The 24,904-nt window shown below is 36.5% G+C and carries 20 protein-coding genes; 13 read left to right on the top strand and 7 right to left on the bottom strand.

Going from position 1 to position 24,904, the window contains the following annotated elements; genetic code table 11:
- Window positions 1–64 precede the first annotated feature (64 nt).
- From IPP32_09880 to IPP32_09855, 6 genes are read left to right on the top strand one after another with little or no spacing between them, the layout of a single operon-like run.
- Window positions 65–937: a hypothetical protein gene (locus IPP32_09880; GenBank protein ID MBL0048388.1), complete on the top strand. Its 873-nt coding sequence runs from the start codon at window positions 65–67 to the stop codon at window positions 935–937.
- Window positions 938–955: 18 nt separating this feature from the next.
- Entirely contained in the window at window positions 956–1,576 is a 621-nt protein-coding gene (locus IPP32_09875) for a chromophore lyase CpcT/CpeT (protein MBL0048387.1), read from the top strand.
- A gap of 5 nt (window positions 1,577–1,581) precedes the next feature.
- Complete coding sequence (locus tag IPP32_09870) at window positions 1,582–2,163, top strand: phosphatase PAP2 family protein (GenBank protein ID MBL0048386.1); 582 nt, start codon at window positions 1,582–1,584, stop codon at window positions 2,161–2,163.
- Window positions 2,156–2,521 carry a fluoride efflux transporter CrcB gene (crcB, locus tag IPP32_09865; protein MBL0048385.1) on the top strand — a complete coding sequence of 122 codons (366 nt, stop codon included), beginning with the start codon at window positions 2,156–2,158 and terminating at the stop codon, window positions 2,519–2,521. Before IPP32_09870 ends, crcB begins: the two co-directional genes overlap by 8 nt.
- Window positions 2,522–2,524: 3 nt before the next feature.
- Window positions 2,525–4,156 (top strand): alkaline phosphatase family protein, encoded by a 1,632-nt coding sequence (locus tag IPP32_09860; protein ID MBL0048384.1) that lies wholly within the window; start codon window positions 2,525–2,527, stop codon window positions 4,154–4,156.
- Between the two features lie 49 nt (window positions 4,157–4,205).
- The gene (locus IPP32_09855; GenBank protein ID MBL0048383.1) at window positions 4,206–5,129 is read left to right on the top strand and encodes an FkbM family methyltransferase; all 924 of its coding nucleotides are present in this window, start codon (window positions 4,206–4,208) and stop codon (window positions 5,127–5,129) included.
- A gap of 5 nt (window positions 5,130–5,134) precedes the next feature.
- Here the strand turns inward: IPP32_09855 and ttcA are convergent, their stop codons facing one another.
- A complete protein-coding gene (ttcA, locus tag IPP32_09850; protein ID MBL0048382.1) occupies window positions 5,135–5,926 on the bottom strand; it encodes a tRNA 2-thiocytidine(32) synthetase TtcA in 792 nt (263 codons plus the stop codon).
- Window positions 5,927–6,100: 174 nt separating this feature from the next.
- Here ttcA and IPP32_09845 point away from each other — a divergent pair, with 174 nt between their 5' ends.
- From IPP32_09845 to IPP32_09830, 4 genes are all read left to right on the top strand, one after another.
- On the top strand, window positions 6,101–6,526 hold the full coding sequence (locus IPP32_09845) for a hypothetical protein (GenBank protein MBL0048381.1): 426 nt from the start codon (window positions 6,101–6,103) through the stop codon (window positions 6,524–6,526).
- Between the two features lie 194 nt (window positions 6,527–6,720).
- Window positions 6,721–8,946, top strand: a complete 2,226-nt coding sequence (locus IPP32_09840; GenBank protein ID MBL0048380.1) for a T9SS type A sorting domain-containing protein — start codon at window positions 6,721–6,723, stop codon at window positions 8,944–8,946.
- Window positions 8,947–9,011: 65 nt separating this feature from the next.
- A complete protein-coding gene (locus IPP32_09835; protein MBL0048379.1) occupies window positions 9,012–9,542 on the top strand; it encodes a hypothetical protein in 531 nt (176 codons plus the stop codon).
- Window positions 9,543–9,551: 9 nt separating this feature from the next.
- Window positions 9,552–9,980: a hypothetical protein gene (locus IPP32_09830; protein MBL0048378.1), complete on the top strand. Its 429-nt coding sequence runs from the start codon at window positions 9,552–9,554 to the stop codon at window positions 9,978–9,980.
- Window position 9,981: 1 nt separating this feature from the next.
- Here the strand turns inward: IPP32_09830 and IPP32_09825 are convergent, their stop codons facing one another.
- The gene (locus tag IPP32_09825) at window positions 9,982–14,418 is read right to left on the bottom strand and encodes a translocation/assembly module TamB (GenBank protein ID MBL0048377.1); all 4,437 of its coding nucleotides are present in this window, start codon (window positions 14,416–14,418) and stop codon (window positions 9,982–9,984) included.
- Window positions 14,419–14,585: 167 nt separating this feature from the next.
- Here IPP32_09825 and tsaD point away from each other — a divergent pair, with 167 nt between their 5' ends.
- The 3 genes from tsaD to IPP32_09810 all read left to right on the top strand — a co-directional run bounded on the left by tsaD (window position 14,586) and on the right by IPP32_09810 (window position 16,882).
- Window positions 14,586–15,608, top strand: a complete 1,023-nt coding sequence (gene tsaD, locus IPP32_09820; protein ID MBL0048376.1) for a tRNA (adenosine(37)-N6)-threonylcarbamoyltransferase complex transferase subunit TsaD — start codon at window positions 14,586–14,588, stop codon at window positions 15,606–15,608.
- Between the two features lie 23 nt (window positions 15,609–15,631).
- On the top strand, window positions 15,632–16,312 hold the full coding sequence (locus tag IPP32_09815; GenBank protein MBL0048375.1) for a hypothetical protein: 681 nt from the start codon (window positions 15,632–15,634) through the stop codon (window positions 16,310–16,312).
- A 177-nt stretch (window positions 16,313–16,489) separates the two neighbouring features.
- Window positions 16,490–16,882 carry a hypothetical protein gene (locus IPP32_09810; GenBank protein MBL0048374.1) on the top strand — a complete coding sequence of 131 codons (393 nt, stop codon included), beginning with the start codon at window positions 16,490–16,492 and terminating at the stop codon, window positions 16,880–16,882.
- A gap of 119 nt (window positions 16,883–17,001) precedes the next feature.
- Here IPP32_09810 and IPP32_09805 read toward each other — a convergent pair whose 3' ends face one another.
- The 5 genes from IPP32_09805 to IPP32_09785 all read right to left on the bottom strand — a co-directional run bounded on the left by IPP32_09805 (window position 17,002) and on the right by IPP32_09785 (window position 24,825).
- Window positions 17,002–19,365 carry a choice-of-anchor B family protein gene (locus IPP32_09805; GenBank protein ID MBL0048373.1) on the bottom strand — a complete coding sequence of 788 codons (2,364 nt, stop codon included), beginning with the start codon at window positions 19,363–19,365 and terminating at the stop codon, window positions 17,002–17,004.
- A gap of 32 nt (window positions 19,366–19,397) precedes the next feature.
- On the bottom strand, window positions 19,398–22,034 hold the full coding sequence (locus IPP32_09800) for a DNA gyrase/topoisomerase IV subunit A (protein ID MBL0048372.1): 2,637 nt from the start codon (window positions 22,032–22,034) through the stop codon (window positions 19,398–19,400).
- 61 nt (window positions 22,035–22,095) lie between these two features.
- Window positions 22,096–23,943, bottom strand: a complete 1,848-nt coding sequence (locus IPP32_09795) for a type IIA DNA topoisomerase subunit B (GenBank protein MBL0048371.1) — start codon at window positions 23,941–23,943, stop codon at window positions 22,096–22,098.
- 115 nt (window positions 23,944–24,058) lie between these two features.
- Window positions 24,059–24,541, bottom strand: coding sequence for a hypothetical protein (locus IPP32_09790; protein ID MBL0048370.1), 483 nt, complete (start codon window positions 24,539–24,541; stop codon window positions 24,059–24,061).
- Window positions 24,538–24,825, bottom strand: coding sequence for a nucleotidyltransferase domain-containing protein (locus IPP32_09785; GenBank protein ID MBL0048369.1), 288 nt, complete (start codon window positions 24,823–24,825; stop codon window positions 24,538–24,540). The genes IPP32_09790 and IPP32_09785 overlap by 4 nt, the downstream gene beginning before the upstream one ends.
- Window positions 24,826–24,904: the final 79 nt, after the last annotated feature.

The raw sequence follows: 24,904 nt of genomic DNA, 5'->3' as shown, positions 1-24,904 counted from the left end.
TACATCGTAACAGGGCTTTATTTTATAAAACTTAAAGCTTGTTTGCGCAGAAAGTAGTCATGGTATGAAATTTTATTTTATCTTGTTTCCTATTTTCCTTTTCTCAAGGATACTTGCTCAACTTCCTGTTGGCACTGATATTTTCCTTGCAACTTGTAACTTAAAGGGTGCTTCAAAAACAATTGGTACTCCTATAAATATTACAAATCGTGAAGGCTATGACAATCAACCTAGCTTTTCTAAAAGTGATACTGCTGTATTATATGTCGCGGTTAAAGCGGATGGGCAAGCCGATATTTACAGTTATTTGTGCACAAAAAAGTCCACCACTCAAATTACTAAAACAATAGAGAGTGAATATTCACCCAAAATTGATCCCGATGAAAATGGCTTTTCGGTGGTTCGAGTGGAGCAAGATTCTGCTCAATTATTTTGGAAATACGGTTTAAAAGAAGGACCGCTTTTGCGCTGCAAAAAAATGGACAGTATAGGCTATTACAATTGGGTAAATGACAGTACACTTGCATTTTTTAAAGTGACCTCAATACCTACTTTATGGATGGCCAACACAAATACTTGCAGCGAAAAGATGCTGGCTACTAATATTGGTCGAAGTATTCAAACTAAATCGACACACGAACTTTATTATACCCAACTCCTAGATAGTGTGCGTTGGATTATTCAATTGGATATTTCATCCGGAAAAGAAAAAAAGATAATTGCCTGTTTAACAGGAAGTGAAGATTTTGCACTCACGCAAGAAAATGATTTTATAATGGGCTCTGGGAGTAAATTATATTTTTTTAATGCATCTAAATCTAAGGATTGGAAAGAGATAGCTGATTTTAAAAAATATGGAGTGAGCAACATTAAACGAATCAGCATTTCTACTAAAGGAGATAAAATCGCTTTTGTGAATGATGCTCAAACCCCTTAACTAAAAAGAAACACACACATGAAAAAATCGATTACAATTATATTTTTCCTGTTTTTTATTTATCAAAATCCTACTTGTGTTGCGCAGAGTGCCGATTTTAAAAAATTGGTTTCCTGGATGGAGGGATCGTTCAGCAGCGCTTTGCAGGCGCAGCAAGACAGCGACTTTTTTGACATCCGCTTACACATCAAACGGATTTGGAAATCGAATACGGATGGTGTTTGGTTTTATGTGGAACAGGCAGTTTCTACCGCACAAGATAAGCCTTACCGGCAAAGGATTTATCATGTAACACAGAAAGAAAATAAAACTTTTGAGAGCGCTGTTTATACATTTGCCAAACCACTTCGATTCGTAGGCAACTGGAAATTAGAAGCAGATCCCGGAGCATTAACGCCTGATTCACTCGAAACTCGAAAAGGTTGTGCAGTTTATTTGACTAAAAAAGATAAGCATACTTTTGATGGAAGCACGAATGAAAAGGATTGTGAAAGTGATTTAAGAGGAGCAAAGTATGCATCCAGCAAGGTAACTATTCTAAAAGATAGATTAATCAGCTGGGATCAAGGATTTGATGGTGAAGGTAAGCAAGTTTGGGGAGCAACAAAAGGCGGATATATTTTTTTAAAGGAGAACTAAGGTCGATGCTGTTATTGAGTATTGTTGAATTTTTAAAAGATGCGGATGCTCAATTGCTGTTAGCCATTAATGGATTGCATACTTCGTTTCTAGATAGTTGTATGCACTACGCCAGTAAGAAATACTTTTGGATTCCTTTTTATTTACTGTTACTTTTTTTTGTAATTAAAAAACAAGGTAAAAGCACTTGGTTGATTCTAGTTTTTATAGCACTTACGATTGCGCTGACGGACCAGATTTGTTTGCATTTTTTTAAAAATGTTTTTTTGCGGTATCGTCCATGTCACAATTCAGTTCTTGCACCACAACTCCACCTAGTGGACGACTGTGGAGGTATGTATGGTTTTATTTCATCACATGCAGCGAACACGTTTGCATTAAGCACATTCCTTGTGATTTTACTTTCTAAACAAATCAAATGGATTTCATTTTTATTTGTTTGGTCAGTTCTAGTAGCATACAGCCGCATTTATTTGGGGCAGCATTATCCTTCAGATGTGGCAGTTGGTGCAGTGGTTGGTGTAAGCACTGCTTGGTTGGTTTCAAAATTGTATTTTTACAGTAAGGATAAAATTGCCTATGTATAATATTGCAGCTATTTTTATTGGTGGAGGTTTTGGAAGCCTTGCGAGATATGGAATTTCGGAATTCGTGAAACAACAGTTTAACACAACTTTTCCTATTGCTACCTTACTTTCAAATTTTTTGAGTTGCGCACTTTTGGCCTTAACTGTTGCACTATTGAGTGATAAAATTTCATTACAACCAACTTTACGCTTATTAGTAATTGTGGGATTTTGCGGAGGCTTTAGCACTTTTTCATCCTTTAGTTTTGAAACCGTTGAGTTAATTAAATGCGGCAACTATTATTATGTGCTCGCAAATATTTTTATTAGTGTGATTGCGTGTTTTGGGGTGATTTATTTTATTTTAAAAAATCAATAAGGTATGAATTATAAATGTAAGTTTTGTGTTTTGGGATTGATTGTTGGATTGAATCTAGCTGCTTTTTCACAAGCTAAAAAAAGCCCTAAATTGGTTATTGGAATTGTGGTTGACCAAATGCGTTACGATTACATTTACAGGTACTGGGATTCTTTTGGTGAGCAGGGAATCAAGCGATTGGTGAATGAGGGCTATTTTTGTAGAAATACAAATTATAATTATGTGCCTACCTACACCGCACCGGGTCATGCCAGTATTTATGCAGGTTCTACACCTTCTACACACGGCATCATTGGCAACAATTGGTACGATAGAAACAGCAAAAGTGATGTGTATTGCACCGCTGATAATTCCTATAAAACTGTTGGTAGTGCAACCACAGCCGGACAAATGTCGCCTCATAATTTATTAAGCACCAGCATTTGTGATGAACTTCGTTTATCCAATAATAAAAAATCACGGGTTATTGGAATTGCCTTGAAAGACAGAGGTGCCATATTACCGGCGGGGCATTTGGCAAACGCTGCCTATTGGTTTGACGGTACTAACGGAAGTTTTATAAGCAGCAGCTACTATATGAAAGAATTGCCTGAATGGGTAAAAAATTTCAACAAAAAGGAATTGGCTAAACAGTACCTCAGTACTCCTTGGAACCTTATGCTAGGCCCTGAAAAATATACTCAAAGCCTTGCTGACGATAACAAATACGAAGGCTTGTTTAAATCGGAAATTAAACCAATTTTTCCGCATAATTTACCCGAATTAATGAAGGATAATGGAGGTTTAGGGTTGATCAAAGCTTGCCCTTTTGGGAATTCTATAACAAAGGATTTTGCCATCGAAACATTAAAATCTGAAAATTTGGGCAAGGGTAATGTGACCGATTTTTTAGCCATTAGTTTTTCATCAACTGATTATGTGGGGCATCAATTTGGGCCAAATTCGATGGAAGTGCAAGACACCTATTTGCGCTTAGATAAGGATATTGCCGAGTTGCTTCAATTTATTGATGGCTATATTGGTAAGAATAATGTGTTGGTGTTTTTAACTGCTGATCACGCAGGTGTTGAAAATCCGGCTTATTTAGGTGATATGAATATTTCGTCGGGTTATTTTGATTCGGAGCATCCCATTGATTCGTTGAAAAAATATTTGACTAAAATATTTGGGGATTCTTTAGTAGTATCTTATAGTAATGAACAGATTTTTTTAAATCGAAATTTGATTGAATCAAGAAAATTGGATTTAGAAAAAGTCCAAAACGAGGCAGCTCAGTTTCTTATGCGGTTCAGGGGCATAGCCAATACAATAAGTGCAACAACCTTATTAAACTCTGAATTTACATCAGGTGTGCGCATGCGCATGCAAAATGGCTACAATCCAAGTCGCTCGGGCGATGTATTAGTAAATTATCAACCGGCATGGATTGAATTTACGCGAACCGGAACCACCCATGGCTCGCCTTATTCCTACGATACGCATGTGCCTTTGATTTTTTATGGAAATGAAATTAAACCCGGTAGTACATCTGAAGCTATTGACATTACTGATATTGCACCAACCTTAGCCCAATTTATGAACATTCAATTTCCAAATGGATGTACCGGGAAGCCAATAATTTCGCTGGTTAAGTAAGGTGTTGTGCGATTAATCATAAATATCTTCGGGTAGAATATTAATGTAAATGACTAAGTCGGCTCTTGAATTTGTAAAGGAAGGCCCAAGTTTTACTGTGGTGGATGCCGGTTGCAGAAATGGTTTTACCGACCTTCGCGGCTTGCATGATAATATTCATTTTATTGGCTTTGATCCAGCAGTTACCATACAAAAGCCATCTGTTAAGTTTTTATCTGAAAAATTCTTTCCATTCGGTTTATATAGTTCTTCAGGAACCTTTAATTTTTTTGAATGCGCGCATCCTTCGATGTCATCAATGCTTGAAGTTGATGAGGCTTTATTTTTGGCACATTTTGGACTGATGAACAATTCTAAGGAATGGTTGAATCAGTTGAAACTTACAAGTAGGTCGAGTATTAAAACCCAAACCTTAGATGAGCTGGCTGTTCAAGAAAAGACAACTGCAATTGATTTTTTAAAATTGGATACGCAGGGCACTGAATTGATGATTTTACAAGGTGCTAAGCAACTTTTAAAGGAAAGGAGGATTAAATTAATAAAATGCGAGGTGGCATTTGTCTCTGTTTACAAAGGTCAGTCGCTTTTTCATGAATTGGCAAGCTACCTATATACCTTTGGTTATAAATTGGCTGAGTTGCAAGTTTATCCTGAAGCAAAGTACCAGCATGGAGCAGCTGCAATAGAACTAAGTAATTTTAAAGAACAAATTAGATATGCAAGCGGAGGTGATGCTTTATTTTACTTGGATATTGATTTAAGTGCTAAGGAAGCATTAATAATGGGATTGATGCTTGCAAGCGAAGGTATTTTTTCACTTTCCTTTCAACAGCTAACGCAAGCAGGTTTAGCTCAAACTGAAATTATTAAGCTATTTGAGTACTTCAAAAAACAAAAGCATACATCGGGCCCCAGCCGAATACGTGCATTGCTTAAACAGCAGATTAATGCTATAAAAAATTCAGACCTATAACTAACTTAATCCTGCAGTACTAAATTTTTAAAATCAAATAAATTGCTGTCGTATAAGTGGGAGGGATGTATGTTTTTAAGTGCATTGTAAATTATTTCCTTTCGATTAGGATATTTTTCCTCCCAATCTGTCATCAGTTGTTTAATTATTTTACGTTGCATATTTTCTTGTGAGCCGCATAAATTGCAGGGTATAATGGGAAAATTGCGTTGCGCTGCATAAGTAGTAATGTCCTTTTCCTTAGCATAAGCAAGCGGGCGTATAACCGTATGCCTGTCATCATCTGTTCGGAATTTTGCAGGCATAGCTTCCAACTTACCGCTAAAAAATAAATTTAGAAAAAAGGTTTCTAATATATCTTCACGATGATGTCCTAAGGCAATTTTTGTCACGCCCAAGCGGGAAGCTGTATCATAAAGAATGCCTCTTCGAAGCCTAGAGCATAGACTACACATCGTTTTACCGGCTTGAATTTTTTCAGTTACAATCGAATAGGTATCACGTTCAACGACTTCAAAATTTACGTTTAACGCACTTAAGTATTCGGGCAAAATATGCTCCGGAAAGTCGGGTTGTTTTTGGTCGAGGTTCACAGCAATAATATCAATTTCATGTTTCATCACCACTTGCACATGTAGCAAAATATCGAGCATGGTATAACTGTCCTTACCTCCCGAAAGGCATACCATTATTTTATCACCGGGTGAAATTAATTCGAATTCTTTATTAAGGTCCCAAAATGATTTTCGGAGTGTGTGTATTAATTTGTCTTCGCGTTCGTTTAGCATAAATTTCATTTTCAAATTAAACAACTAAATAAGTCTAATTATTAGTTGCATTTTTTTTGAGATAAGCATTAAAAGAAGTCAAAATTACGAATAGCACTCAATTAATTTGGATAAAAAAGTACTTGCATTTGTAACTTTTTTTTGGTAATCTTTGTACAAGGGATGTATTTATAGAACTGCCTAATGAAAAAGTTATTCCTGCTTTCATTGTTTTTTGCGTTTGGTATTATTTACGCAAGCAATGCACCTGAAGCAATACAAAAACAATTTGAGCTACGATTTCCGGGTGCAACAGATGTGACTTGGGAAAGAGAAAATCCAAAAGGATGGATTGCGGAGTTTATATGGAACGATAGGAACGTATGGGTAAACTATGCATACAGCACACAGTGGGTTGAAACCAAAACACAGATTCAATTAACGGAACTTCCTAAAGCTGTTAACGAAACCATAGAGAGCTTTTATCCGGATTGGAAAATTATGGTAGCTACCAAAATTGAAAATTCAAAAAATGAAGTGCTTTACAAGGCCGCTATTCAAAAAGATTCCAAGCTACAGGAAATTGTATTAAAGGAAGAGGGCACCTTGTTATTGGTTGGATTAGAATAAGTGCATCCAACGCAATTTATGGTGTCCCTGACCAAGTGTTTACTTGCCTGGGACCATTTTAACATTTTATTTATCGTTTGATTGAAATAAGTATTAGTGATTAGCATCATCGCTTTTGCAGTACACTTCTCGCCACATACCTACTGTTTCTCCATTTATTATTGCTAAATTTGAGCATCAAAAAATGAATTGTTATGAAACGGTTATTTCTCCTAAATTTAATTATGCTGTTGAGTATTTACACAAGTTTTGCTCAGCTTGTATTGGTACAAAATGATTCCATTCCGGTAAAAATAAATGGCAGTTTTTTAAAAAATGCTTGGGCAGGTGGAATAAATTATGGACAATTTTCGACCATCGATTTGAATTTTGATGGGTTAAAAGATTTAGTTGTTTTTGACAGAACCGGAAATAAAATTCTACCATTTATTAATAACGGAACGCCTGATAGCATTGATTATAGCTATGCACCTAAATATATTTCAAAATTCCCAAATTTGCTGGATTGGGCTTTGTTTGTGGATTATAACGGAGATGGCAAAGAAGATATTTTTACCTATTCACAAGGTGGATTTTCAGTATTTACAAATATCTCTGGTCCAGGAATAGGCTTGTTTTTTCGTTTAGATAAATACATTGTAAAATCCCATTATTCAGCCGCTCCTAATGATTACTTAGGCTTGTATGTTAGTCGGGTAGATATTCCAGCCTTGGTAGATGTGGATTATGATGGTGATATTGATGTGCTGACATTTGATATTAATAGCGGATCGGAAATTGAGTTTCACCGAAATATGTCGATGGAAAATTATGGTGTTCCGGATAGCTTAAATGATTTTAAATTAGATGCCAGTTGTTGGGGAGGCTTTCTAGCAAATACAACAAATACCGTAACCTTGCATGTGGCCTGTAAACCGGCGCCAAGCACCCCCTATTACGATACTACTTTAATTGATAAAACACTTCATGTAGGCTCAACCGAACTAGCTTTGGATATGGATAACGATCACGACTATGATATGTTATTAGGCGGTGTTAGCACCAATGACTTAAATTTATTAACGAATGGAGGTAATAGTATTTCTGCCAGTATATCTTCGCAAGAAAATTTTTTTCCGGCGGCTAATGTGCCCATCGATATTACCATTTTTCCGGCTGCATTTTATTTGGATGTAAACAATGATGGGCAAAAAGATTTGATAGCTGCTCCTAACGCAGGAAACTCTTCAGAGAATTTTAACAGTGCTTGGTATTACAAAGATGTGGATACCACGGCAGCTTGTAGCTTTTCTTATCAAACCAGTTCGTTTATGCAAAATCAAATGATTGAAGTAGGCGAGGGGGCTTATCCAGCTTTTTTTGATTACAATGGCGATGGCTTAAAAGATTTAGTAGTAGGAAATTATGGCTATTTTAATGCAGGAGGAAGCTATTCTTGTAAACTGGCATTGTTTAAAAACATTGGTAGCACTATTCAACCCCAATTTGAATTAGTAAGCCGTGATTATGCAGGTCTTTCTGTTTATAATTTGTCTAATTTGAATCCCGATTTTGGAGATGTGGATGGGGATGGCGATATGGATATGGTAATTGGAACGAATAATAATGCCGGTAGCATTTTGTATTTCGAAAACCTTGCCGGTGCCGGAAATACAGCAAATTTTGTATTGGCCAATGCTACTTTACTAACTGTTGTTGGGCAGTTTCCGGCTCCTCAATTGGTGGATGTGAACAGAGATGGGAAAGTTGATTTGTTAATTGGGATTAGAAACGGGACATTAAGTTATTACCAAAATGTTTCTACGATTGGCAATGTGAATTTTTCACAAATCTCTACCAATTTTGGAAATGTTAGTGTTGCTCCATACGGTGCTTTTATTGGCTATTGTTCACCAAAGTTGGTGGACGAATCAGGTACGTATCATTTGTATGCCGGCAATGTGGATGGTAACATATATCATTACGACTCTATCGATGGTAATTTGAACGGAACCTTTGCACTTAAGGATACATTGTATAGTGATATAAATGAAGGTGACCGACTAGCACTTGCCTTTTCCGACCTAAATAGTGATGGGTATATGGATATGGTGCTTGGGAATTATTCCGGTGGTTTAACGTTTTACAAAGGGAAGCAAAAAGTAACCGGTTTAGCATCGCTCGACCTGAAAAATAGTCCCGTGTTGAATTTATTTCCTAATCCTGCCAAAGATTTCGTGCAAGTTAGAATTGTTAACGAATTGCCTTCCACTAAAAAAACAATTCGAATTTATAATGTATTAGGCAAGCTCATCGCGCAAAGCGAAATAACTTCAAACAACATCCTATTTGAAACCCAAGAATGGAGCAAAGGAATTTATTATTGTAAAGTGGAAGTAGCTGAAACAAGCTTGATGAAAAAATTTGCAGTTGTGAAATAAGTTTGGGTTTCAATTTATTGTCACAACACAAACACCCTATCCCTAACAGGAATTAGTATAAGTCCTTGGAAAAAGAAAAAATTCACTTGCTAAAGAAGGAGCTTAATTTACGTTCTCAAAAGGAATTAGTTGAGGTATGCTTGAGTATGGCAAAGCTTAAAACGGAGAATAAGGAGATGCTTACCTATCTTTTATTTGATGCCGAAGATCCCCTGGCTTATGCACAGCGTGTGAAATCTGAAATTTTGCTTCAATTTGAAGCAGTAACAGGGCACTATTATTACAGTACAAAATCGTTACGGAAAACCTTGCGATTGATAAATAAATACAGTCGATTTACAAAGTTTAAGCAGGGGGAAACCGAATTGCTTTTGTATTTTTCGGAGCTTTATTTGAAAATAATTCCTGCCGAAATTAAGCACTTGCCGTTATTAGGACTTCAATATAGAAGTTTGAGCAAAGCGGTTGGATTGATTCAGAAAATGCAAGAGGATTTGCAATACGATTATTCGCTCGAATATTCAAAACTGCGAGAAGAAACGCTAAAGAGATATACGCATTGGGTTAATGATAAGTTTAGTTTACCTGAATTATAAGCACGCGCAATGAATTTAAAATTAACAAAGTCAAAAATACTTTGGATTGGATTCGGTATTATTGGCTTATACTATTTTCTGAATAAAATTGATTTTATGATACATGCTTCCTTTACGGATGGGAAAGCTGTTCGTTATACTACAATTCAATTTGAAGAAAACCTAAAGCTGTATGAATTTACAGCAGTTAAAAACGTACATTATTTGATTGGTGAAAAAGTGCCAGTAATTTTTTTATCGGCACATCCGGAAACTGCTTATGTGTATAGCTTTTTTGGATTTTGGTATTATGGGATTCTTTATTCTATCATTCCAATACTTGTTTGGGCTGCCTTTGTACTGGCATTTGTGGATGAAGAAGCCAAATTTTATTTGAGCTTTTTGGGAAAGCGTAAAAGCAGCATCCTAGACTTTGAACGAAAAAAGCTGAACAACTAGTTTATTTACTTAAACTTTCTCCATCCGTCCCAAACTCAGGTGTTTTAGGGGCTCTGATGCTGCGCACCTTTTCTCGGTACCTTCTAATTAATTCGCCCCAAGTATCGAATTCTTCTCTGTAAAACAGCCCAAGTCCTTGTTTGTACGGACCGTTATTAGCAATAGTAGTGTAATCGTTGCTTTGATTAAATGCCTTGACTCTAAATTTTCCATCGCGGTTAATTTTATATTCCACGTTCACATCACCAACAATATTACTTGCCGAATAAGGATTATTTGCAACACCCACATTTCCATCAATGGAAACACGATCATTGAACAATTCAGTAGAAACTGCAACTTGCAATTCTTTGTTGGTGATTTCGTCGCCCGGTCGGTATTTGACTCCAATTTTTAACAAGTCGTTGGTTTGAGACAGCCAGTTGCTGATTTGATTGGATAGCAGCTCAGAAGAGTTGGATGTGAGTCCAATATCGTTATTCGCGGTGGTATTGTTTTTTTGTTCGGAAGGAGGAAAAAATCTGCCTAATACAAGCAATGAAAATACTTGCTTATTTAAATCGGCTTCGCTTTCGTAGCCAATGGCGCTGCGCACTTCGCTTTTAATTCGCTCGTCGGAGTTGGGTAAATTTATATCGAAATTAATGGTGGGATTAAAAAGCTTATCAGCCATGTGAAGCACTACATCTACCGGTACACGTTTTTTGTAAGCACTGCTGGTATCTTGTAACAATTCAAACAAGGAAGTACGTACTTTATAGATGGCATTTATATTTACATCGGCATCGTAAGGATCTCCATTCCAAGCAATGGTTCCGCCCTGATCGATTTTAAAGCGCTTATTGATTACATTTTTGAGCGTAAACAAATAGTCTCCGTTGTTAATAGTATAATCGCCATACATGTTGAACTGCCCAAGCGTGTTGATTTGCATTTTAAGATTACCACTTCCGTTGCCTTTAATGACATCACCTATTTTGGAATCAAAGATTAATTGCACATCTGCATCCGGTGTAACATCCAAATCGAAATTCAGTTGAATGCCCGATAAATCGACTTCGTAGGCATTTTTTACTTTAGAAGCAGTGTCATTTTTATTGATAAAAGTTACAAATTTGTTTTCACTAATTTCTTCAGAACCGGATAAGGGAATATTGAATTGAGTACCTTTTTCGGTTCTGGCATCAATATCAAAATTTACATTTTTTAAATCCCCGTAAATCTTTATCAAGCCCGACGCAAAGGCTTTACCATAATATAAATTATTTTGAGCCGCATTGGTATTGAGGCAGTAAAACTTATTGGCATCCAAATTAAATTCGAAACGGATATCGTTAAAATAATTGTGGGTTACTACCCCTTCCGCTTTCGCCTTATTACCATTGGCATCGTAGAGTATAAAACCGGGTATGGTGATAAGTCCATTTTTGAAAATTACCGTGGAGCTAAAGGTGTAATTGGTATTAATATAATCGACTAAGAAACCCCCTTTTTGAATTTCGAGTGAGCCTGTTAGAATTGGTTTTTTTAAAGATCCTGATAAGAATAAATCACCTGTTGCTGTTCCGTTAATATGGCTTACTACATCGGTTGTATATTTTTCGAGGAGTTTTAATTGTGTTTTTTGGAAGGCTAATTCAAAATCGAGACTATTTTCATTCCGAAAAGGATAGTAGAAACCGCTTGCTGAAATGGTGGGAATATCGCCTCTTAAAAAGCGTCCATTAATGGCTATTGATTCTTTTGAATCGTCCCACAAACTCATTACTGAGCCATCTCCCAATAGTTCATCATTGAAACTAAAGCCTTTAAATTTTAATGCAGAAGTAAACACCAAATTAGTACGTATTCCTGAAATGGTGGTATTTCCATCCACAATACCACCCAAGGTAATATCGTCTTGACGCAGCAACGGATTTAGAATATTTAAATTAAAATTACTGAGGCTAATATTAAGTAAGTCGGAGTTTTTACTCGAAATTAAACCGTCCACTTTAAGTGACTGAGCGTTGTGAGTGAGTGCAAAATCACTAAAATGTATACTGTCGGATTTAATTTGAATAAGGTTATTTTTACTGATGGTCCAGAGCGAATCTTCCACAAAAATTTCGGAAGGAAGAAAATGAATATTTACGTTTTGAGCAGAATTGAATGCTGCATACCCACTAAGTTTTCCTTTATTATTAAGCACATCGTCATTTATCCATTGCAATTTAAATTTTAAACTGTCTTGAAAAGCATTGGTGTAAAAAATAATTTTTCGCACATTGTTGTTGCTACCTAATGCTAAGTTATTTGCTTTAACAACCAAGTTTATTTTTTCACTTTCGGTTTGAGAACGAATTTCAAACTCTTTTAAATTCCTATCTGCAATATCAATTTCAGGAGCTGTTACATTTAGTTTGAAAGTATTCTTTGTGGAATGAAAATCACCTTGAATGAGCGTGGCTTTATGCAAGCAAAGTTTTTCAAAAAGCACACGACTAACGTCTTCTGATTGTTTGGTAAGTAAGGTAAATTCGAAATTCTGTGGAGAAGGTTCTACTTTTGTCTTGGTAGTTGCAATAATAGATGGAATATAACTTTCAATCATTTTTTGTACAGCAGCTTGCAATTCATTTAGGCTAAACTGACCTTTAATTTCTGCATCGGCAAAGTCGGAAAGCAATTGCAAGGACCTATTATCTTTGTTAATAGTGGAATTGAGCAAGAAATTTTGAACATCTACTGATTTTTCATTTTGAATAAGATGGGTATTTGTTAACCTTATACTCCCTATTAAATTGTCAATGTCATCACCGGTTAGGTTAACAATTGCAGTAGTTGAAAAATCAATTTTATTTTTTGTTTTAAATAAATTTAGGTTAGAAAGATTGGCTTTTCGGATTTCGCTTTTAAAATTGAGGTAGGGTAGTTTTCCGGTTAAATCAATATCTCCGTCAAAGTTGAGCGCAACATTTTCGTCTTCAACAGCAAATTGACCGTTGAATATATTTTTAGCAAAATTTCCTTTCACATCAATGTTACGGTAATTGTATTTTTGAAATTCAAAGCTGAATACTTTTCCTTTAATATCCGCGCTTATGTTATTAATGTTAAGTCCTTTCCCTTCTATATCAATGTCGAGCGTTATATTGCGCATCACATCAGCCAAACCGTAATATGTGCCTATATCAAAGGCATTGCTTTTTAGTTTTCCTTTGTAGGTTACCGGCGCTTCTGCGGATGCTTGCTTCATTTGGATATCTGAAGAGATGGAGCCTATTTGTGTATTTAAATTTCCATAAGCAACAAAATCATTATAAAATCCGGTAAAATTTCCTTTAAAATTCATTTGCCCTAAGCGCTCAATATTGTGCGGCAATTTTAAATACGTTTTATCCGTAAAAGGATAATTGGGAAGGGTTTCCAAATCGGTTTGATTAGTACTTAGTGCTTCTATTTTTAAGTGTACAAATGTTTCTTTTAGGTAAGGCAAGCCATTTAAATCGAAATCTCCGTTAAGAAAAGAACTTTTGCCAAAAGCAATATTTACTTTGCGACCTTTTAAATCGTTCACTTTTCCATGCACATCCCCGCTAAGGGTAAGCATTTTTTTGATTCCTTCTAATTCAGGAGCGAAATAGGAAATATCTTCCATCTCCACAATAGAGCGCTTAAAAATGGCCGACATGTAAACATTTTCCTCAAAATTGTTGTAGTCGCGCCAGTTTTTAGATTTAAAACTCAGCAAGTCAGTTACCACATGGCTGTTGTTGGTAGTAAAATCGAGGTTTTTAAAATTCATGAATTGCCCGCAAATGCGCACTTCGGAGGTAAATCGTTTAATAATAAATCCACTTTTTTCGACTGCGGTGAGGTTATCGATGCGACCGTTAAGGGTGTCGCCTTCCACATAAAAATTGCTTAGTCGAGCATTCACGTGCTTCACATGTGCATCGTTAAAATTAATGCCATAATTAGGTGTGGTATCGTTTTCATATCGGTACGAAAAATCAACATTTTTTAATTCAAAATTATGGCACCACACATACATGGGCTTACTTTTGGTATGGCTGGTATCGCCGTTATCAAAGGCATCCACGATAAACTGAAAATTAAGATCGTGCTCATTTTTGTATTGCACCAAATTAAAACGCGTATTAACCACTTCAATGCTTTTTAAGTTAAATACATTTTTATTGATGTTAAAATTCTTTACACTCAATTTTAATTGTCCGGCATAAACGAGTGTATCCTTATGTAAATCGCGCACAAACACATCGTTAATAACAAATGTTCGGAAGAGTTCAAAATCGACACTACCTACTTGCACTTCTGTTTTTAATTTTTCGCTGAGGTAGGTAGCCACTTTATGGCTTAGGAAAGTTTGGATAGTACTGCTGCGCATAAGGGCATATACTCCCACCAAAAACAGGAGCATTACCGCAACAAGCACTTTTAATATATTAATTAATTTTTTGATATGCTTACGAAATAAGTAAATAAATACATGCCCTTTCAGTTGTTTTTCATCATTTTGCTAAACATGCATTGTTGAAACTGAAATAGCATAAAGTGTATTTTTTAAGTTCAATGCAATACATTTGTGTAAAATTAGCGATTATGCAACACCAAGCGATAACAATTTTAGGAATCGAATCCTCTTGTGATGATACTGGGGCTGCTGTGTTGCGTGATGGCAAAATTCTTGCCAATATTGTTGCCAATCAATTGGTGCATAAACAATATGGGGGAGTGGTGCCGGAACTTGCTTCTCGGGCGCATCAAGCCAATATTATTCCGGTGGTGGACGAAGCGTTAAAAGCGGCGGGAGTGCGCAAGTCTGAGATTTCGGCAGTTGCCTATACACAAGGCCCCGGATTATTAGGTTCTTTATTGGTGGGCGGGAGCTTTGCCAAATCATTTGCCAGTGCTTTAGGCATTCCATTAATTGAAGTAAATCATATGCAGGCCCATATTTTGGCGCATTTTATACAATCACCTGTGCAAGAAAATAAGGTTCCAGAATTTCCTTTTTTATGTTTAACTGTGTCGGGAGGGCATACTCAACTGGTGTATGTAGAGGATTATTTTAAAATGACTGTTATCGGAGAAACGCTGGATGATGCAGCTGGAGAAGCCTTTGATAAATCGGCAAAAATATTGGGATTGCCTTATCCCGGTGGGCCATTAATAGATAAGTTTGCTCAATTGGGAAATCCATTGGCGTTTAAATTCCCTGTGCCAAAAATAGCGGATTTGGATTTTAGTTTTAGTGGATTTAAGACAGCCGTGTTGTATTTTGTGAAAGATAATATGGCTATGGATGTTGATTTTATTGAAAAAAATAAGAATGATATTTGTGCCTCAATACAATACACCCTTGTCAAAATTTTAATGGAGAAACTAAAGGCAGCGAGCGACTTAAAAGGGGTGACACAAATTGCCATTGCCGGTGGAGTAAGTGCCAACAGTGGTTTGCGGAAAGCTTTATTGAATAATACTTTTGGATGGAAAGTTTTTATTCCTAAGTTTGAATATTGTACCGATAATGCAGCCATGATAGCCATGACCGGATATTTGAAATACCAGAAACAAGATTTTGCAACGTCTTCATCAATTCCTTCACCCCGAATGAAAATTTAAGCATGTACACCCGAAGCAATCTTTTGTGGTCATTATTTTTGCTACTGCTTTTCCTTGTTTCTACAAGCAAGGCGCAAGATAGTATTGTGTTAAAATTTAATTATCCTCAAAAAATTCATGCTGTAATAAAATTTAACCCCATACCGATTTTGTGGGGACCATTGCTCTACACCGGCGAATATCGATTGTTGAGTGAATTTACCACTTCAAAAAGGCAATCTACGCAATTGGGCATGGGGTATTTAGGAAAGAGTTTAATCTACAAACTTTTTGAAGATAGTTTTGGGATATTTGGTTCACAAAAAACAATTGTAAGAGGATTTAGGGTGCAAGCCTCGCATCGTTTTTTTCCATCGCGTAAAAAATATTCACCACAAGGTTTTTACATCTCTCCGCATGTTTCGTATGCCTATGCAAAATTAACAACACCTTACTTCATGGCCAATAACCTGTATATTGGCGAAAGTAATTTTAATGTAAATATGTTGGTGGGTATTCAGTTTTTTATTGCACGCACTGTGGCTGTTGATTTTTTTGGCGGCTTCGGTTATAAAAAATTAAAATTTTGGGAGCAACGTCAAAATCAGTCACGTAAATATTTTGATCCATTTGATGGTGAGCAATCGCTTTACAATTCCAATTTTAAGTTTAATCTCGGATTAAACTTTGGCATTGTTACCAAGAAAATTAAAAGTCAGAAGTAATTATATAATTTTTTATTTGAAGTAGTTGACAAAATTGCAAGAGCAACTAAGCTCAGTGTGTTGAAATAATATTACTCCAAAATGATTTTCGCAATGACGAGTATCATTACTAGCATTGATCGGAGTCAACTTTGGCAATTATACACTTAATTAATTTTGGTTTAAAATTCTTGCACTATGTCACAGAAATTAGTTATCAAGAACATCTTTTTAGGGATACTATCTTGGTTAATTCCATTTGCGGTTTCATTTTTATTTTATAAACCGGGTGGTGAACTTGTAGTACCCTACGCAACTTTTAAGTCTACAATTATGTTGGTAGGAGTTGTATCAGGCTGTTACCTGCTTTATCGCTATTTCAAATTTGTGGAGAGCGATTATTTACTTCAAAGTATAGTTGTTGGGTTTAGCTGGTTTGCAATCAATATTGTTTTGGACACGATAGTTTTAATTCCAATGATGAAGACAACATTTGTTGATTATTTTTTATCGATTGGATTGAGTTACATCGGTATTCCTGTAATAAGCATTGCAATGGGATACTTACTAAAAAGTAAATTAAAATTGTAATGGAGGCATTAGTTGATTAGACGAAAGAATTTTACTGATGAATTTCGATATTGGAAATATTTGCACAAAAAAAACTGCTGAATGGGTGCTCAGCAGTTTTTTTTTGTGTGATGGGGCAATTAGTACTTTACTATTTTTTGTGTAATTTTTTCACCCTTAGTAGTAGTAATAGATGCAAAGTAGGCTCCGGCGGGTAAGTTTTTACCGAATTTAGTTTTTGCATTTTGAAGAACAACTTTTTCAAGCACTCTACCTGAAATATCCGAAATTATTAGTTGTTGATTTTCAACTGAAGCGGTAAAATCAGCATAATAAAAAGTAAACTCACCTGCCGAAGGATTTGGGCTAATAGATAAGTTTGCAGTTGGTGATGGCTGTGCAATTCCCAAACTTCCTTCTACAACTGAAAAATTATCGAAACCGGCTTCCACAATATGTCCGGGTAAAATATCCGCTGTTCTCACTCTAACTTGCATGGTGTTGGTAAAAGGAATCAACCCGGTTAAATCGATAGATTGGTTCACCCAAGAGGATGCTCCTGCGGTTTGGATGGTTACACTTTCAAGTTCCACTTCGGTAGTTCCATTGCTAATAAAAATATGCAAGCTATCGTTTGGAATACCTGAACCACCGGCATTAAAAAACCAACGTGAATACTTAATTATTGGCTGCACATAAGCACTTATATCAAAAACCGGAGAAAATAAATTGGTTGCACCATCGTCCACATCATCTGCTCCTGCAGCACCACCTGCATTTCCTGTAACATAAGCCTTATCAGTACAATCGTTGCTATCATCATTACCCGGATTAGCATCGTTTAAATTATTCAATGTTGTACCCACCGGAATACCTCTAACCCAAGCTCCTGTTGTTGCGGATGTTTGAACTGTCCAACCATAATTAAAACTAAAATCATCTTGAATTTTTGGATAGAGCGACAAGTTAAAATTAGAACTGGCAAGAGAAACAAGTGTGTCAAAACAGATGGTTTCGAAACCCCATTTTCCTACTGTCACATCATAAATTCCTGCAACCGTTGCGCAGTTGTTGTACTCACCTGTATTATCGGTTAGTAACGAATAGGTTCCACTTGTATTTGTAAAAGTAACATTCGCTCCAGGTAAAGTAACAGCAAAGTTTGCGTCGTTTACAAATCCATTTAAATTTACGGTTGAATTACTTAAGAGTTTTACTGAAACGTTAGTAATAACGCCATTCACAAGCGTAACAGGAATTGTTTGTGTGATGTATCCTGCCTTAGAAAATTCAGCAGTGTAGCTGCCGGCATCAGGTGTACCCGTTTTAAAATTCCCTGTAAAATCAGAACTGTCGAGAACGTTTGTCCCGATAAGGGTAACATGCACATTGTTTAACAAGCTGTTGCATAAACTGTCACGCACAATACCTTCGAAATAGCAGGCACGCACATATGTGGGCGAGTAAACATACAACCCGGAGTCGATATCGGAAGTAACAATTGTACCTGATGGTAAAAATGGATATACGCCCCACACACCTGCGTAACTTCCCCCACTTTCGGGGCAATCATCAATATAGCCAACATTCACCAAATTTTGTGGTCGGTGACAATCGGTAATAACCACACCATCTTTATACCAAGAGGTAATGGCATAGTCGTTAAGTATATGAGTATTGTGCACAATTGCTTGGCCGCCGGGATATTGGGATTGGATTTTATCCATAAAAATAATGTTGCTTATATCGCTTACATCGTAAGCAGCTAGGTATGAATTATCGACTTCATCCGTTGTAAATAAATATTTGCTGTTGTCGGATAACCAGGAGTTGTGGGTAAAGGCATTTGGCGTTTGTTGTGAGGCAAGCACCACAGGATTTGCTTTGTTAGAAACATCAATAGCAGAAAAAGTACCTGCGTAAATTTGACACGCCCAGGCAGTATCGTTTCTTACATAACCGTCGTGCACATAGCTACCGTCGTAAAGTCCTGCAAAGGTAGGATTGTAGGGGTCTGTTAAATCGCCAATAACAATTCCTTTTGCACCGATATTGCTTCCATATAGATATACAAATCCATTATCAATATGCAAGGCATGGATACTACCGAGCACTTGGCCACTGATGTTGGGAGTCCAATTTTGGTGGGGCAAAATTGTGCCGGGCAAATTACGCATATCAATTATTTGCAAACCGCCACCCCCTTCGGTGGTAACATAGGCATAGTGTTGCCAGGTTTTAATTTCACGCCAAATGGAATTTGGACCAGTTATAGTTGCTACCGAAAAAATGCTATCGGGATTGGTAACATCCACAATTGTCATACCGGTGGAATGCCCCACTAGAGCATATTCGTTACCAAGCGAATCCACATAGCCACAAATATTACTAAGCTGCTTACCGGGAAATCGCAACTGACTTCGTTGCACCATATTTTTATTCGCTTGTGCAAATAGGAGGGAAGAGATAAACAAAAATGTTGCTGAAAGAATGTATTTTTTCAAGAGATTTTGGGTTATTTATTATTAATTGAGGTTTAAAATTCTAATTTTATTTGACTATCCATTTCATCTAAATTGTCTTTGATGGCTTTTAAGCGTTCCATGCGTTCGAGGTCGAAGGAAGGTTTGTCGTCTTCCTTTTTTTCATCGGGCGAAGGAATGGGCTCCATTAAATTAATTTCTTTGATTTTATTTTGTGAGAGTCGATTTCCTTTTGCTTTTAGTCCTTTTACACTAATAAAGTCGGCCAGTTTTATTTCTTCATTGGCGATGTCTTTGCCTTTATTTTTATAAAATTTTATTTCCGCTACAGGTAAAAGATCGGTCGAAACACATTCTAAAAGTGATCCTTCAAATTCGCTAATGAAGAGCACTTTTTTATCGGAAGGCTCAATTAAAAAGCGTTTTACAAAGTATTCCTTTTTCTCACCATCGAGGTAAATAGCAGTAATTGGTTTATCGGTTTTTAATTTTTCAATTACAATCATGTCTTCCTCAAAGTGATTTTCCAAATCGAAATTGTGGAGTTTGTAATGGCCACTTTGCATGATGGTTAAAATTTTATCATCAGCACTAAACTCGCCTAAATATTGACCGCGGCTTTCGGTGTTAAGGCGTTGCACTGTATCGTCAAACCAAATCATACGTGCGCCTAATGTAGAAACACCTTTTTCAGCGAGCACAATTTTACGCACCGGATACTTGGTAACAATATTTCCTTGAGACGCCCTTCCTTTAATAGCTATTTCACCAAAATTCATGTCGAATTGCAATTTGCGAATTCCGGGAAGTGCTTTGTGGAACACCGTAACTACTTCAGCTTCACCGTTTGGATTGGCAGTAAAATAAAGCACTTCAGAACCTTTGGTCCCTTTTGTTAAATCATATAATTTATCGCGGGTCACGCCGGTAACGCTAAACCGTTTTATCATTACGCTTCCTTTGGTTCCATCTCGGTAAATCATATTGTACACGGTGCGCTCATCATTTTTCTTAAAAACATTGATGTGCAATATACCTTTCCCTACGAATGCTTTATCAGCAATTTTACTCACGGTCATGGTTCCATCTTCACGGAATACAATAATGTCGTCGATGTCGGAACACTCGGCTATGAATTCGTCCTTCTTCAATCCAAATCCGGCAAAACCTTCTTCACGGTTGACATATAATTTTTCGTTGGCAACCGCTACGCGAGAGGCAACAATGGTATCGAAAGATTTTATTTCGGTTTTACGTTCTTTACCTTTTCCATATTTCTTTTTAAGGTTTTTGAAATACTCAATTGCAAATTCAATAAGATTATCTAAATGATGTTGTACTTGTTTTATTTGGTCTTCAATTCCTTTAATTAATTCATCGGCTTTAAAGGAGTCGAATTTGGAAATACGTTTGATTTTTATTTCTGTTAAGCGCTCAATGTCTTGAACTGTAATTTCGCGTTTGAATTTCTTTTTGTAAGGTTTTAAACCCTTGTCAATTGCAGCAATTACTGCTTCCCAGGTTTCTGCTTCTTCAATGTCGCGGTAAATTCTTTTTTCGATAAATATTTTTTCGAGCGATGAAAAATGCCATTGTTCACCCAGTTCACCCAATTCAATTTCGAGTTCCTTTTTAAGCAATGCTAAGGTTTTATGTGTCGAAATTTTGAGCATTTCATTCACACCCACAAAGCGAGGTTTATCGTCTTCGATGATGCAGGCATTTGGGGATATTGATACTTCGCAATCGGTAAAAGCATATAATCCGTCAATGGTTTTATCGGGCGAAATTCCGGCTGGCAAGTGAATAACAATCTCTACAGTATCGGAAGTATTGTCTTCTACTTTACGGATTTTAATTTTTTCTTTATCGTTGGCAGATAGTATAGAATCGATAAGACTTGTGGTAGTAGTTCCAAAGGGAATTTCGTTAATGACAAGCGTTTTTTTATCGAGTTGCGAAATTTTTGCACGTACACGCACTTTACCACCGCGTAACCCATCGTTGTAATTGCTAAAGTCGGCCATACCCCCACCCAAAAAATCGGGAACGATATGTGTTTTTTTACCGCGCAAAATATCGATTGAGCCATCAATTAATTCAATAAAATTATGCGGCATAATTTTGCAGGCTAATCCCACCGCAATTCCTTCAACACCTTGCGCTAAGAGCAATGGGAATTTTACAGGCAAGGTGACCGGCTCTCGATTTCGGCCATCGTAACTAGCTTGCCAAATAGTTGTTTTAGCATTAAATACAACATCAAGCGCAAATTTGGAGAGGCGTGCCTCAATGTATCGCGGAGCTGCGGCTGAATCCCCGGTAAGGGTATTGCCCCAGTTACCTTGGCAATCGATGAGCAATTCTTTTTGACCTAAAGCAACTAAAGCATCTCCAATACTGGCATCCCCATGAGGGTGATATTTCATGCAATGCCCAATAACGTTGGCTACTTTATTGTAGCGCCCATCGTCTAAGTCTTTTAAAGAATGCAAAATCCTGCGTTGAACCGGCTTTAAACCATCTTCAATATAAGGTACAGCGCGCTCTAGGATTACGTAGGATGCATAATCTAGAAACCAATTTTTGTACATCCCGGAGATGTGAATTACGTTTTGTACTTCATCATTTCCGGAATTTTCGAATTCTCCTTCTTGTCGGTTGTTTGTGTTTTCTTCTTCGTTGCTCATTTATTATTCTGATGCTTTCTTATTTTTTACAATCACCTGTATTTTCAATTTGCAAGGTGCATTATGTTGTTTCCTCAACCAAATCTTTTTCCACCTTCAAATTACCAATAATAAAATCCTGCCTTTCCGGTGTATTTTTACCCATGTAATAGCTCAACATTTCCTCGATACTTGCATTTTTACCAATAATCACAGGGTCTAATCGAATATCTTTGCCGATAAAGTTTTTAAATTCATCCGGTGAAATCTCTCCCAAGCCTTTAAAACGAGTAATTTCAGGTTTTACACCTAAACGCGCTATTGCATTTTGACGTTCTTCATCGCTATAGCAATACACCGTTTCTTTTTTATTGCGAACGCGGAATAGCGGTGTTTGCAGAATATAAAGGTGTCCGTTCTTAACTAAATCAGGAAAAAATTGAAGAAAAAAAGTAATCAAAAGTAAGCGTATGTGCATCCCATCCACATCGGCATCGGTTGCTAATACAATATTGTTGTAGCGAAGGTCGTCCATCCCATCTTCTATGTTCAATGCACTTTGCAGCAAATTAAACTCTTCGTTTTCGTAAACAATTTTCTTCGTCAAGCCAAAACAATTAAGTGGCTTTCCTTTTAAACTAAAAACGCTTTGGGTATTTACATCGCGCGATTTGGTGATGCTTCCACTAGCTGAATCTCCCTCGGTAATAAAAAGTGTAGTTTCTAACCTGCGTTCATCGTCGGAATTGTAATGTACCCGGCAATCGCGTAATTTACGGTTATGCAAGCTGGCTTTTTTAGCACGATCTCTGGCAATTTTACGGATACCGGAAAGTTCTTTACGTTCTTTCTCGCTCATCAATATTTTTTGCAAAAGCAATTCAGCTGTATCCGGGTTTTTATGCAAATAATTATCGAGTTCTGTTTTAACAAAATCGCCAATAAACGTTTTCACGGAAGTGCCGCCAATAGCTATTTCTTGAGAGCCAAGTTTAGTTTTAGTTTGTGATTCAAAAACAGGTTCTTGCACCTTAATGCTGATAGCAGCTACGATAGATGTGCGCACATCCACTGCCTCAAAATCTTTTTTATAAAATTCGCGAATGGTTTTCACCACTGCTTCACGAAATGCGCCTTGATGCGTTCCACCTTGTGTGGTATGCTGCCCGTTTACGAAAGAATAATATTCTTCACCATAAGAGGTACCGTGTGTGAAAGCAATCTCAATATCGTGGCCACGTAAATGAATAATTGGATATAAAATATTTCCACTTAAATTTTGAGAAAGCAAATCGTGTAATCCATTTTCGGAATAAAATTTATTTCCGTTGTAATTCAGTGTGAGTCCGGTGTTGAGGTAGGCATAGTTCCACAACATTTTTTCCACATAATCGTTTAGAAAGTGAAAATTTCCAAATATTTTTTCATCGGGAACAAATGTTACGAGTGTACCTTTGCGCAAACTGCTGTCTTCAATTTTACCATCTCGAATTAGCTCACCACGTACAAATTCAGCCTCTTTGCTTTTCTCATCTCGTATAGATTGAATCTTAAAACTATTAGAAAGCGCATTCACAGCCTTTGTTCCCACACCATTTAAACCCACCGATTTTTTAAAAGCTTCAGAATCGTATTTTGCACCAGTATTGATTTTGGAAACTACGTCAATTAATTTTCCTAAAGGAATACCACGTCCATAATCGCGCACTTTTACAGTACGGTCTTTTATGCTGATTTCGATGTTTTTACCATGCCCCATCACATATTCATCAATACAATTGTCAATTGTTTCTTTAAGCAAAATGTATATTCCATCATCTTGTGAAGAGCCATCGCCAAGCTTTCCAATGTACATTCCGGGACGAAGTCTAATGTGTTCTTTCCAATCGAGGGTGCGTATGCTGTCTTCGTTATATTTTGGTTCGGCCATTCTTTGTAATTAATTGTTGAATTTCTAAATTATTGACTTAATGAGTTATTTATTGAAATAATGATGTTTTGCTGCAGTCGAGTATTATTTAATTAATTCGAGTTTCGATTTGGGGTTAATTGTCTGTTGTTTTAATTTCAAATTTTCTATGAATATAAGCTAAAGTAGAGTTAATAATGCTTGTCATACTTGGCACAAGTTTTAAAACTCTAACAAAGAGCAATTGTAAATCGCTTTCTTCGTATTCATGTGCAATATCATTTCGTAACATTCTAATTTCACTAAGTCTTTCGGCGGATTCAATCAATTGCAATTTTTCTGCAAAGTTAGCTTTGTCAATAAAAGTGTTTGGATATTCATTAAGAAGTTCAAAAATAAGTCTTAATGTTTTTTGAGTATAAATGTCTGACAATCGAGCAAATCGCGATGTTAAACTATCCAAAATAAGATAATCTTCTTCAGTAAAATTTTCTTTTTTAATAATTTCAGAACACAGTTCAAAACTCTGAACAAGCCTACTATTGGCTTTAGTCAGCAGGTTTATATTGGCAGACAGCTCATATTTCAATCTCTCATTAACATCGCTTACATAGCTCATAATTTCACCGCATTTGTTAAAATAAGTGCCTTAAAATTTACATTTTCAGTAAAAGTGTAATTTACGATATCCAATTTTTGTTCTCCGAAAAGTTGTTGGAATTTCCAATAAAACTTTGAAATTTCGGGTGAAGCTATTTTTTCCTCGCTCAAAATCAATAAATCAATATCCCCCCCCTTTTTTGTATCATCTACTCTTGAACCAAATAACCAAACTTCTGACCTAGAGCTAAATTGTGCACTGGCAGATTTAAAATAAGCAGCCATATCAGGTTTTAGTCGCATCTTAATTCAATACATTTCAACAAGTTGTTTCGCTAAAATAAATCCTTCAAAGGTAAAATTTTGGAGTGGATTTTCAGCT

This window comes from Bacteroidota bacterium (assembly GCA_016721765.1).
In the GTDB taxonomy this organism is placed as follows: Bacteria; Bacteroidota; Bacteroidia; order UBA4408; family UBA4408; genus UBA4408.
The sequence above is the reverse complement of the archived record's forward strand: the minus strand, read 5'-3'. Positions and strand labels throughout refer to the sequence as shown.